The sequence below is a fragment of the Bartonella sp. OC68QHHN genome (assembly GCF_042193875.1).
Lineage (GTDB): Bacteria > Pseudomonadota > Alphaproteobacteria > Rhizobiales > Rhizobiaceae > Bartonella > Bartonella grahamii_A.
In genome coordinates this window covers 90,291-103,798 of record NZ_JBHIME010000078.1, presented here as the reverse complement: position 1 = coordinate 103,798, position 13,508 = coordinate 90,291, and the positions used below count along the sequence as shown (strand labels likewise).

6 protein-coding genes are annotated in these 13,508 nt (G+C 40.7%); 5 read left to right on the top strand and 1 reads right to left on the bottom strand.

Annotated elements, in window-relative coordinates; all coding sequences use genetic code 11:
* Positions 1-4 precede the first annotated feature (4 nt).
* The 5 genes from ACFIJ0_RS08735 (at position 5) to ACFIJ0_RS08715 (ending at position 11,538) form a co-directional block, all read left to right on the top strand.
* On the top strand, positions 5-820 hold the full coding sequence (locus tag ACFIJ0_RS08735; protein ID WP_375624392.1) for an exodeoxyribonuclease III: 816 nt from the start codon (positions 5-7) through the stop codon (positions 818-820).
* Positions 821-881: 61 nt separating this feature from the next.
* On the top strand, positions 882-2,363 hold the full coding sequence (locus tag ACFIJ0_RS08730) for an efflux transporter outer membrane subunit (RefSeq protein WP_375624390.1): 1,482 nt from the start codon (positions 882-884) through the stop codon (positions 2,361-2,363).
* Positions 2,360-3,586 (top strand): efflux RND transporter periplasmic adaptor subunit, encoded by a 1,227-nt coding sequence (locus ACFIJ0_RS08725; protein WP_375624388.1) that lies wholly within the window; start codon positions 2,360-2,362, stop codon positions 3,584-3,586. The genes ACFIJ0_RS08730 and ACFIJ0_RS08725 overlap by 4 nt, the downstream gene beginning before the upstream one ends.
* A 3-nt stretch (positions 3,587-3,589) precedes the next feature.
* On the top strand, positions 3,590-5,599 hold the full coding sequence (locus ACFIJ0_RS08720; RefSeq protein ID WP_375636926.1) for a MacB family efflux pump subunit: 2,010 nt from the start codon (positions 3,590-3,592) through the stop codon (positions 5,597-5,599).
* Positions 5,600-6,576: 977 nt separating this feature from the next.
* The gene (locus ACFIJ0_RS08715) at positions 6,577-11,538 is read left to right on the top strand and encodes a DEAD/DEAH box helicase (RefSeq protein ID WP_375644041.1); all 4,962 of its coding nucleotides are present in this window, start codon (positions 6,577-6,579) and stop codon (positions 11,536-11,538) included.
* A 1,294-nt stretch (positions 11,539-12,832) separates the two neighbouring features.
* Here the strand turns inward: ACFIJ0_RS08715 and ACFIJ0_RS08710 are convergent.
* The gene (locus ACFIJ0_RS08710) at positions 12,833-13,504 is read right to left on the bottom strand and encodes a YdcF family protein (protein ID WP_375624383.1); all 672 of its coding nucleotides are present in this window, start codon (positions 13,502-13,504) and stop codon (positions 12,833-12,835) included.
* Positions 13,505-13,508 lie beyond the last annotated feature (4 nt).

The following is a 13,508-nucleotide window of genomic DNA, read 5'->3' as shown; positions in this document are numbered from 1 at the left end:
ATGGATGTTCTTTCGTATTGCAACTTGGAATATTAATTCTATTCGTTTGCGTCTTGCGCAGGTTTTTCAATATTTGGAACTCTTTTCCGCAGATGTTTTGTGTCTACAGGAAACAAAATGTCCAGATGCTTTATTCCCAGTAGAGGCTTTTGAAGCAGCGGGTTATAAGCATATCGCATTGAGTGGACAGAAATCTTATAACGGGGTGGCTATTGTTTCTCGTTTGCCTTTTAAAAAGGTAGAAAAGCATTTCTTTTGCCAAAACCAAGATTGCCGTTATATCTCAGTTATTGTGGAAGCCCATGGGAGAAGCTTGCGGATTCATAATTTTTATGTTCCTGCTGGGGGAGATATTCCTGATGCTGATGTGAATGAAAAATTTCGTCATAAGCTTGATTTTTTAGAAGAAATGTCCTCCATACGTGCGGATCAAGGAGATGGTCTTTCTTCTCTTTTGGTGGGCGATTTGAATATTGCTCCTTTGGCAGAGGATGTTTGGTCTCATCAGCAATTGTTGAAGGTTGTAAGCCATACTCCCATTGAAACTGAGCGTTTAAAAGCTCTATGCTGTCAAGGTGGATGGGTTGATCTGATGCGGTTGCATATTCCTGTTCCTACCAAGCTTTACACATGGTGGAGTTATCGCGCACGCGATTGGGAGCGCGCTAACCGTGGACGGCGGCTTGATCATGTTTGGTCTTCTCAAGATTTAGCACCTTTTGTTGTAGATCTTTCGATTTTTCGTGATGCGCGCGGATGGAAACGTCCTTCAGATCATATTCCTGTGCAAACTGTATTTGATTTTTCACATCAAGTTTGAAATAAGAGGTAAATAAAGTATTAATATTAAATAATGATTCTGAAAGAATGCGGGAGAGTAGATGTATATCAGAAATCTCAAATGGGGCGCTTCTCGTGGATTACTTTCTAGTGTCTTGTTGTGTTTGCTTTTGTCAGGATGTATGGTTGGTCCTAATTACCAGAAAACATCTTTTCGTGTTCCAGAAGTTTGGGGACAAAAATCTGCACAGACGTCTGGGCAGCCAGTTGCGCTTGCCGGATGGTGGCGGCGTTTGAATGACCCTGTTTTAGATGCGTTGATGGATTATGCGATTTCTGGAAATAATAATGTTGCTGTTGCCAAAGCACGAGTACGTGAGGCGCGTGCGAGTTTGGGACAAGTTCTGGGAACTTTGTTGCCAAATGTATCCAATTCAATTTCAGGAACCCGTAGTCGTTCTGGGCAGTCTGATGCGTTTTTTAACCAATATCGTAGTGGTTTTGATGCGAGCTGGGAGCTTGATTTTTTTGGTGGGCATAAGCGAGCGGTTGAAGCAGCGCGTTATGGTGTTGAAGCGGTTATAGAAGATATGCGCGCTACCATGGTAACACTGTTGGGAGATGTGGCAACAAATTATGTGCAAATGCGTGGTTGGCAACAAAAGTTGTTTATTGTGCGGCAAATTGCTTCATCGCAGCGTAAAACTTTTGAATTGATGCGTGCTAAATTGGCAGCTGGTGATGTTTCGGAGCTTGATGTTTCAAATGCAGAAGCGCAAATGGCGAATACAGAAGCAGATATATCACAGATGGAAGCGAATTTGGCAATGAGTATTCATCGGCTTTCTGTCTTAACCGGTCGTGTGCCTACGGCATTGAAGGATCTTTTACAAAAGAGTGCTAGGCATGCAAAGATTCCACAACCACGTTGGCCGTTACCAGCCGGAATACCAGCCGATATTTTGTTAACACGTCCGGATTTACGACGGGCAGAGCGTCAATATGCGCAAGCGACAGCGCGGATTGGTCAACGTGAAGCAGATCGCTATCCATCACTTACTTTAACAGGTAATATTTCGACAGCAGCAACGGCAATTGATCAATTATGGAAAAATTCAACGATTGGGTGGTCTTTTGGACCGGGTCTCCGTTTACCTCTTTTTAATGGAGGTCAGATTAAGGCTTCTATTGCGGTTGCACGTGCACAGCGAGATCAAGCTTTTATTACTTATCGAGCTGCTGTTTTGGAAGCTTTAGAAGATGTAGAAAATGCGCTTGTAAGATTAACCAAAGAACATCAACGCCTCGAAAAGCTTATCGTTGCGAATAAAGCTTTTTTCCATTCTTTAAAACTTTCACGGAGCCTTTTTGAGAATGGAAATACCAGTTTTCTTGAATTGTTAAATGCTGATCGCTCCTATTATTCTGCACAAATGGCGCTTAAAGATAGCCGTGTTTCTTTGGTTACGCAATATATTACGTTGATGAAAGCATTGGGAGGGGGCTGGGATGGCGTTGTTGATGTATCACGTTCGGAAGTCGTTGATGGTGCACCTCATTCGCGTGCAAAGGTAGGGAAATGAAAAAAAGCTTACTCAAAAATTTCATTACAAAACACAAAAAACTTTCCTTCTTTTTAACTGCTATATTCCTTCTTCTTTTGTTGTTATGGTTGCGTTCTGTTTTTTTTGGAACATCTAGCCCAACTTATGTAACAGCGGTGGTGAAGCGTGGGGATATTGAGGAAAGTGTTTTAACTTCCGGTCTTGTACGTCCTTACCGATTGGTTGCTGTTGGTGCGCGCGCGACAGGGCGTGTGGTGTCAATGCGTGTTTTTCCTGGAAGTGTTGTGAAAGAAGGGGATCTTTTGGCAGAAATTGATCCTACGGATCAGGAAAATGATCTGAAAAGAAAAAAAGCAGCATTAGCTCACTATTATGCTAGTTTAGTAGAGCAAGAAGCTTATCTTTCTCTTGCCCAGAAAAATTTAGAGCGTCAGAAAGAAATGATCAAATCACGCGCAATTTCACGGGCTAACCTAGATGATGCTGCGACACAAGTGAAAATACGCGAGGCGCAAATTGCTCAGCTTCAGCAGCAGATTGTGCAAGCACAAATTGATGTGGATAGTGCAGAGGTTAATTTAAGTTATACGCGGATAACTGCTCCTTCAGCGGGAACTGTTTTAGCAACAATTGTGGAAGAAGGGCAGAATGTTAATGCAGTTCAGTCGGCGCCGACAATTGTTATTTTAGGTGATTTGACAAAGATGACTGTCAAAGCACAAATTTCAGAAGCTGATGTTCTTAAAGTTCGTACTGGACAACCTCTTTATTTTACGGTTCTGGGCAACTCACAGCGTCGTTATGAAGGAAACTTAGAAAGGATAGAACCTGCTCCTGAATCGATTCGTGGTGATGTAAGTATTAATCCTAGTATGGTAGGGGGATCTAGTTCTTTAGTATCGTCGGCTATCTATTATAACGGGATTGTGCATATTGATAATAAGGACAATTTTCTGCGTACTTATATGACTGCACAAGTTCATATTATTTTAGGTCGTGCTCAGAATGTCTTGTTGGTTCCAAGTGATGCTTTGCGGGATGAGACAAAAGAGCGTAAAGCGTGGGTTTCTGTTTTGGAGGGGCGAGACAAGGTGGTTACTAAACAGGTGACAGTTGGGCTCAATAACAAGGTGATGGCAGAGATTGTTTCAGGGCTTAATGAAGGTGATGTCGTTATCACTGGCTCGTCTGATGGGGTGATGCCAGAGTCTTCCGATATGCATAATGACGAAGAGATTTAAGCCATGAAAACAGAGCAAGCAGATGCTGTCTTCGTCTTGGAAAATATTGTGCGTAAATTTCCCGCAGGCGAAACGTTTGTTACCGTTTTGAAGGACATCAATCTCACTATTAAACGCGGTGAAATGGTGGCGATTGTGGGCGCTTCTGGTTCAGGAAAATCCACTTTGATGAATATCTTAGGGTGCCTTGATCGCCCAAGTTCGGGGAATTATTGGATCTCTGGTAAAAAAACGGCTTCCCTGTCTGCTGATGAATTGTCAGCTTTGCGGCGTAATCATTTTGGTTTTATTTTTCAACGCTATCATTTGTTGAATGAATTGACAGCTCTTGGTAATGTTGAAATTCCGGCTATTTATGCAGGATGTGCTGTGGAAGCAAGGAAAAAGCGTGCACAGGATCTTTTAACACGCTTGGGCATGGGTGATCGGGTGAATCATCGTCCAAATCAGCTTTCCGGTGGTCAGCAACAACGTGTTTCTATTGCTCGTGCGCTCATGAATAATGCTGAGGTTATTCTTGCAGATGAACCAACTGGTGCATTGGATAAACAAAGTGGCCAAGAAGTATTGCGTATTTTGGATGAGCTGCATCAAGAAGGGCGCACTATTATCATTGTAACCCATGATATGCAGGTGGCTAAAAGAGCAGAGCGTATCATCGAAATTAGTGATGGGGAAATTATTGCCGATAAGCGGTCAAAGGTTGCAAAAAAAAGAACTGCGGGGGCAAAAACAAAAACGGATGGTCAATCTTTGCGTGAACAACAAAATCTAAAAGGCCAACAAAAATTGGGTTTTTTTCGTTCTTTTGTCGAGCGGTTTCGTGAGGCGTTTATCATGGCTTTGTTGGCAATGAATGCACACCGCATGCGGACTTTTTTAACAATGCTTGGAGTGATTATCGGTATTGGGGCGATTATTGCTATGGTGGCTTTGGGAAATGGTACACGAGAAAAAATTCTGGAAAACTTTAAAAGTTTGGGTGCTAATACATTAACAATTTTTCCTGGCAAAAGTTTTTCTGATCCACAAGCAGAGAAAATAACCAGTTTGGTTGAGGCTGATGCAGAAGCCTTGTCTGGGTTATCTTATGTTTCTGGTGTAACACCTCAGATTTCAGCAAACTCGAAAGTGCGTTTTGGTGCAGTTGAAGTCAATGCTGTCATTGTGGGGGTAGGAGAACAATTTTTTCAGACACAAGGGCTCAAAATTTTCAAGGGACAGTTTTTTGATCAAAAAAGTGTACATGATCGAGCGGTTGATCTCGTGATCGAGAAAGAAGCATTGTCTGTTCTTTTTCCCCATAGCCATGAGAGCCCCCTTGGAAAAGTGGTGCATGTAGGTAATGTTCCAGCACGTATTATTGGTGTTGTTGATTCGCAAAATCACGCAAGTGGAAACACATCAAATACATTACAGCTTTATTTACCCTATACAACAGTGCAAACGCGTTTTCTTGGCACAACAGAAGTTCGTGCGATTACTGTTAGGATTGCTGATGATGTCGATTCACATTTAGCGGAGACCATGATCAAACGTTTTCTCATTATGCGGCATGGCGGGGAAGATTTTTTCATTAGAAATTCCGAATTCTTCCGTGAACGTATTATGGAGAGTACACATATTTTAACACTTTTAATTTCTTCAATTGCAGCGATTTCATTGATTGTGGGTGGAATTGGGGTGATGAATATTATGCTGGTCACGGTTTCTGAGCGGATCAATGAAATCGGCGTGCGTATGGCAGTTGGAGCGCGTCAGAGTGATATTTTGCAGCAATTTCTCATTGAAGCGGTTTTGGTTTGTGTGATTGGTGGTGGTTTGGGAATCTTGTTTGGATTTTCTATCGGTGGTTTGTTTCTTCTGTTTAAGGCACCTATCCATCTTATTTATACCATTGAATCGGTCATTATGTCTCTTACTTTTTCAACTCTCATTGGAATATGTTTTGGCTTTTCACCCGCGCGGCAAGCTTCACGGCTTGACCCTGTTGCTGCCCTCTCACGCGATTAGGCATCAATCATTATAGTGGGTATGTTTGTTGTGATGCTTTCCACTTAGATGAAGCGTTTATGAAGCGAAACATAGGTGGAAAAAGTTTAGCATTATTGGCCATTTTATCCCAGAAAACGCTTTATTCTTTAAGTGGAGGGTGCTTTATATAACGTTAAAGGATGAAGTTTTATGGTACAACGTATCATGAATAAATTTCTATTATATTTTTTAGCTATACAGAATAAGGTGTACGATAACTTTAGGATTTTAACCTAAAAATAGGCGAGAGAAGTGGATAGTGTGTCTGTTAGCAAACACGATAATAAAGAAGCAAGTTTAAACAAAACACAGCTTATATCCAAAAAATGAACTGGTATATGCGGCGTGTTGGTCTATATAGCTTTTCCTTTCCTTTTGTTTACTCGTACCTGTTCTTTTTTCACAATTTGTATGGCAAAAGGAGGGGCGTTAGTTAGTATTAGCAACGCTTGGTTTAGGATTCCTCATAGCTTTATGCAACGGAGATATAGGTTTTCACAAAGCTCCAACTTTGTAGGGAGAACGAGATGAAGACACTTATGGGCTCATGCTGCTGGGAATGTTAATTGCTATATTCATTATTATGTGTATTTGTATAGCTGTTAGTTGGTTTTACGGGATATTTTTATTGCGTTTAGCTTCTCCTGAATATCGGCTTATACTCTTTACAATAGATGAACATTATAAAGAAGTTTACCAAAATAAGATAATGAGACAAATCTTCACATTCTAGTGGGTTATTACGTGATTATTTATCAGGGATGGGGGAGGAAGAAAATTCCACTATTTTGCTGTAAGTAAAACTTTATTCATTTTTTTTTGCTTAGTGCGTATTCTATTATAAATATCGGTTCATTCAGTAAATCGAGCAAGCTAAAGTCTTTTGGGTGAAACAATAGGCATTAACCAATTTGGCTAGACTCGATAGTTGAAAGTATTTTTCATTGGGGGGAAGCATGACGCTGCAATCGCTTTTACAGAAATATCGTGACGAAGCGCGTACCGAACGAGACAAAGGTACATATTTTGAGCGTTTTGCTCTTGCTTATCTGACACATGATCCTCTTCAGTTTGATCAGTATGAAAAGATTCAAACCTTTAAAGATTGGGCTCATGAAAATGGTTGGGATGGTCGTGATACTGGTATCGATCTTGTGGCAAAGATTCGTAATGAAGAGGGTTTTGCGGCAATCCAATGTAAATTTTATGATGCAGCATATCGGGTTAGAAAAGCAGATATTGATAGTTTTATTTCAGCATCAGGGAAAGCTCCGTTTAAGCGACGTGTTATTATAGATAGTACTGAAAGTGCTTGGAGTGAAAACGCTGAAACAATGATACGGGGGCAGGATATTCCCGTTATACGGATTAATCTTTCCGATATACAGCAAAGTCCGATCCGTTGGGAGACTTTTGCATCCCAGGGCAAAGTTGTTTTGGAGGATAAAAAGAAAATCCGTCCACATCAATTGGAGGCATTGCGTGATGTGCGTGCTGGGCTTATGGAAGCAGATCGGGGTAAGCTTATTATGGCTTGTGGTACTGGTAAAACATTTACCAGTCTTAAAATTGCTGAGGATTTGGCGGGTGAAGGCACGTTTGTCTTGTTTCTTGTTCCTTCCTTGGCACTGATGTCACAGACGGTTCGTGAATGGACAACGGATGCAGAAATCGGATTACGCTCCTTTGCTGTCTGTTCAGATACACAAGTGGGAAAGCGTCGTAAAAATAGTGATGATGTTGCTGAAATTGATGTGTTTGATCTTTCTTTTCCGGCGACAACCGATGCTGCTAAACTTGCAGAATGTGCGAGCGGTGTTGTTGCTGATAGGATGACCGTTGTGTTTGCAACCTATCAATCCATTCAGGTGGTTTCTGATGCTCAAAAAAAGTATGGTTTGCCAATATTTGATCTTATCATTTGTGATGAAGCGCACCGTACAACAGGGGCAACACTGGTTGGAGAGGATGAATCCAATTTTGTTAAGGTGCATTCTAATGATGTTATTCGCGCCAAGAAGCGCCTTTATATGACAGCGACACCACGCATTTTTGGTGATAATGCGAAAAGTCGTGCCCATGAAGCGAATGTTGTTCTTGCTTCGATGGATGATGAAAATCTTTTTGGTAAAACACTTTTTTATCGGGGTTTTTCATGGGCAGTACAAAATGATCTTTTAACGGATTATAAGGTTATTGTCTTAGCAATGGATGAAAAATTGGTCAGTTCAGCTGTTCAGAAGCGTCTTAGTGATGACCAGTCTTCGCTTGTTCTTGATGATGCAACGAAGATTATTGGCTGTTATAAGGCGCTCACAAAACAAGATATGAAGGCTGATGTTGGTACAGATCCACACCCCATGCATCGTGCTTTGGCGTTTTGTAAAACTATTAAAAGTTCTGAACTGGTGCGTGATGAGTTTTCTGCGGTTGTTAGAGAATATCTTGATCATACGAAAGAGGATACGGAAAATGGGTCATTTCTGAAGTGTGAAATTGAGCATGTTGATGGCACTTTCAATGCGAAGGATCGTGGTGCATTACTTGATTGGCTGAAAGCTGATAGTGGTGAGGATGTTTGTCGTATTTTGACCAATGCACGGTGTTTGTCTGAGGGGGTGGATGTTCCGGCTCTCGATGCGATCATGTTTTTAAATCCACGCAAGAGCCAGATTGATGTTGTGCAAGCGGTTGGGCGGGTGATGCGTCGCTCTGAAGGCAAAAAGATGGGGTATGTCATTTTGCCAATTGGTATTCCTTCTGGGATTCCAGTGGAACAGGCTTTGAACAATAATGATAAATATCGGGTTATCTGGCAAATTTTAAATGCTTTGCGTGCGCATGATGATCGTTTTGATGCGACGATTAATAAGGCATCGTTGGGCCAAGATATCAGCAATGTGGTTGAGATTATTGGGGTGACAAAGAGCACTGAATTACAGGCTGTTACGGCTGTTGTAGACAATCTTCCATTACGCGCACAACCCGCACGATCGGGAATTGGAACACCGGAATATGATTTCACTCGTACAGAGAAAATACAAGGACAGCTTTCTTTTTGTGTGGATGAACTTTCTCGTGCGATTCTGGCAAAGATCGTTAAGAAATGTGGGACACGTGATTATTGGGAAGATTGGGCGAGCAACATTGCTGAAATTGCTAAGAACCACATTACGCGCTTAACAGGTATTTTAGCAGAGCCAAATACTGAGGCGCGTCAAGCCTTTGACAGGTTTTTGGTAGAACTGCGTGATGATTTAAACGACGCGATTACAGAGGCTGATGCAATTGAAATGTTAGCACAGCATATGATCACGCGTCCTGTCTTTCAGGTGTTGTTTGAAGGCTATCAGTTTACACGTGAGAATCCTGTATCGTGTGCGATGCAGCGTATGCTTGATGTGCTTGATGAGGCGAATCTTGAGAAGGAATCCAAAGATCTCGAGAAATTTTACGCAAGTGTAAAATTACGAGCAAGTGGTATTACGGATCCAAAAGCAAAACAAAAGTTGATTGTAGAGCTTTATGATAAGTTTTTTCGTTATGCTTTTCCACGCACTGTAGAAAAACTAGGCATTGTTTATACCCCTGTTGAGGTGGTAGATTTTATTTTGCACTCTGTCAATGATGTCTTAGAGCAAGAATTTGGGCAAACGCTTGGCTCATCTGGTGTGCACATCATGGATCCTTTTACTGGAACGGGGACTTTTATCACGCGGCTTTTACAATCGGGTCTGATAAAGCCAGAAGAAGTGAAACACAAATTTTGTCGTGAAATTCATGCCAATGAAATCGTGCTTTTAGCCTATTATATTGCAGCCATTAATATTGAGATGACCTATCATGGTCTGATGGGGGGAGATTATATTCCTTTTGAGGGAATTTGTTTAACCGATACATTCCAGCTTTATGAGCAAGAAAAAGACCTGATCAGTGATTTGTTGGTGGATAACAGCACACGTCGGTCACGCCAGAAAGAACTGGATATTCGTGTTATTGTTGGCAATCCCCCTTATTCGTTTGGACAAAAAAGTGAAAACGACAATGCTCAAAATATTGGCTATCCTAAATTGGATTGTCGTATCCGTGAAACTTATGCTGCTCAATCCAGTGCAAGCCTTATGCAAATGCTTTATGATAGTTATATTCGTGCCATTCGCTGGGCAAGTGATCGCATCAAAGACTGTGGTGTTATTGGTTTTGTGACTGGTTCTGGTTATGTTGAAAAATTAGCAATGGATGGACTCAGAAAAAAATTGAGTGAAGAATTTTCGAGCATTTATGTTCTCAATTTGCGGGGAGATATTCGCAAAAATATGTTGAGTAAAGGGCGTGCTCAAGAAGGACAAAATGTTTTCGGCAGTGGAAGCATGACAGGAATTGCTGTGACACTATTTATTAAAAATCCAAATGTTACGGAGCATTGTAAAATTCACTATTACGATATTGGTGATAACCTCACAACAAAAGAGAAATTATCTAAACTTCAGCGATTGGGCAGTGTTGGTGGTATCAAGCGTGAACACGGCTGGCAGATGATTACACCAGATGAGCATGGTGATTGGTTGGATCAGCGCAACAGTGATTTTGAAAAATTTTTAGCCTTAGGTGATAAGAAGGGCAGTGATAAAAAGCTCTTTGAAAATTTCTCTCTTGGCATTGCGACTAATCGTGATGCTTGGGCATATAATTCAAGCCGTGAAGATCTAGCGAAGAATATGAGCAATATGATTGCCTTCTATAACAGTGAAGTCGAGCGTTTTAATAATTCTTATTCACATGCTGATCGTAAGGTGCGTGTGAATGCTGTAAACGATTTTGTCAACACAGATGTCAGAAAGATCAGTTGGAGTCATAATATTAAACAAGAACTGATAAGAGGAAAAGCTTTTAAATTTGAGGAGACATGTTTTATTAAAAGTCTTTATCGTCCTTTCATGCAGCAATGGCTTTATTATAACCGTACTTTCAATGAAAGAGTGTACCAAATGCCGCGTATCTTTCCGATAGGGAAAGCGGTTGAAAATAGGGTCGTACAAATTACAGGGTTGGGAGCAAGGAGCGGTTTTTCTGTTCTAATGACTAAAGATTTACCGGATTTAAATATGATGGATGGTGGTAGCCAATGCTTTCCACGGTATATTTATGAAGATGTTGCGTCCTTGAAAAATAAAAAGGAAGAGCAGGTTCATTTGTTTGCAAATTGTGCAGAGGAAAGAAAAAAAGCTGGTTTGCAGCGGCGTGATGCACTCACGGATGAAGGGTTGGCTTATTTTAAGGCAGCATATCCTAGCGAAGTGATAACAAAGGATGATTTGTTTTATTATGTTTACGGGATTTTGCATTCTGAAGATTATCGTGCTCGTTATGCGCATAATTTATCTAAACAATTGCCACGTATTCCAACAGTTAAAAAGGTAGAGGATTTTTGGGCTTTTGTTACAGCGGGGCGCAAGCTTGGTGATTTGCATATGAATTATGAAGAGGTTGAACCCTATCCTGTTACCTATAAACAGGGTGATCCAAGAACTTGGGTGATTTCTGATGAGAAGAGTTTTTATCGTGTTGAGGCGATGAAATTTGCTGGTAAGCGTGGTGCTATTGATAAAAGCACAGTGATTTATAATGCGCATATTACAATGCAAAATATTCCCCTTGAAGCTTATGAGTATGTGGTCAATGGCAGGCCTGCTCTTGAATGGGTTATGGAGCGGCAAATTGTCAAAACGGATAAAGCGAGCGGGATTGTTAATGATGCCAATCGCTATGCTGTTGAAACGGTGGGTAATCCAGCTTATCCATTGGAATTGTTTCAGCGGGTTATTACGGTAAGTTTGGAAACAATGAAAATTGTCCGCAACCTGCCAAAATTGAAAGTGAGAGAAACTGAAAATGTTAAGTTATCCATTGTGCCGTAAAACAGCGTCATGTCGTAACAAACTAGCACTATCATACACCTTGTCAGCTTGTAGGTATCGCGACAGCCCTTAGTATTTGAGACGGTCCAGACATGCCTTTCTTGTACAGTTTTACGCCACGCAGGCTCTCTTCCCTTGTGATGTGTAAGAAAATGGTTTTGATTGATTTAATAGAGAACAGGTTTGAAATGAGAGAATCTGATGATATTGAGAGCTCTCATTCAAGTTGTAGCGTAATAAACTTTCCTTATAAATCAATATGTCGCAGGTGATAAAACATCATAGGTAGTAAGGTCGCTAAAATGATGACGCATGAGCTTTAGCGACAGTGATGAATATTTTTTGGCAGGATTTGTTCCTCGAGCCTTATGTGAATAAACCATATAAATGGGGAAGTTGAGAGAGGAACCTGCCCAGAGAAGTAGGAGTGTTTACAAACCGTTGCTGATGGGAATCATCATCCTTTGAGCGGGGGTGATCGGAAGTGAGCAGGGAGAACGCGTTAGACAAGAAGCTGAGTTATTATTGTTTACAGATCGATAGAGTTTAAAAATTTTCGTTCTTTTTGGGGAGGCTGCCAAACAAAAAGTGTTTTTAGAGGGAAATGATTTATGCCAAAAGATATTGCTATAAAAAGTGTGGGATGTTCGTGGCGGTGTGCGTTTTGAGCTTATTCCTATCTGTGATCTAAAATGCTCTTATGAAGATGTTTTGTAGAATGAAGAGATTATTAATAACATATTGGTTTATAATGATCGTTTAACGTTCTCTCTGTTAAATGAGAAATCTAAGTATCATAAATTTTCTTATTTTAAATCTATTAAAATTACTTCTTTGCATGTCATACGAGGTTGGTATGTTCGTGTTGAAGATAGGTGTAAAGCATGCCTCTTACTAATCATCATCCCAGGTGGCTTAAGAATTATCATAATATTGGGGGGTGAAAAAATATAGGATGGGGCAGTTTGTATTTTTTATGAAGCGTAAGATAGTAGTATAAATAGATTTCTATAACAAGATCTGGAGATCTTATAGTTGTCTGGGGGCTCTATTTACAAGAGCTTATATATTGGGATGGCATGTACAGGATCTGTGCTGTGAGATATGTTTAGGATGTAAGAGATGTCTTTGGGTGAATGTGCAATACAGTGATACGTGTATTGGGATGTTCTGCTTTGTATGAGGGTAGCTCTGTCGAGCTTGTATAGAGGCAACTTGTGTGGAAGGGTATGGAAAGAACGGTATGAAGCGGTCAGAAGATGGCAAGGTTTTTAAAAAGTCAGAAGAATAAAGATTAGAATGCGGTTCTGATATAGACGTGGAGCGTTTTAATATATTGGAATATGAGAATGCGGATTTGATTGATCTGTTGTATTGCGCTTTCAGCATCGCTCTTTTTAACAGGGTAAGCAATGAAATGGATATCAGGCATTAAATATTTAAGTTCTCGCATCGAGCGCCACATATGGTAATCATGGGTGACGATATAAAGGGTTTTATAGTGGTGCTTTTTGATCCAAGCAGCACTTTCTGTAGCGTTCCCTCTGGTGTTAATCGCTTGATGCCCAATGTCAATACAACAGGAGACAAGCCGTGGGGTAATATGCATGTTATGCATGAGACCTTTCAGATTGGTTGTGGTGTTTACGCCACTGATAAGGAGTCGTGAACCAAGCTCCCTTTGTAAAAGATGGAGTCCTGTCTCTATTCGGTTTTCTCCGCCTGTAAGCACAATGATGGCATCAGCTTTGGGGAGAGGCTTTGGGGGAGAAAGTCGTTCAGTTTTTTCAGAAAAAACAATAAAACCGCCCCAGAAAATGAAAACAATGATTGTAAGAGTAAGTGTTGTCGGTGGAAAATAGCGAAATAAAAAGCACACAAACCAACTATAGTGGGGACGTTTTGGAAGAGGACGTTTTAATTTTTTTTGCATCAATGAGTTGGAATGGTAGGAGTGGTGAGTCATAAAA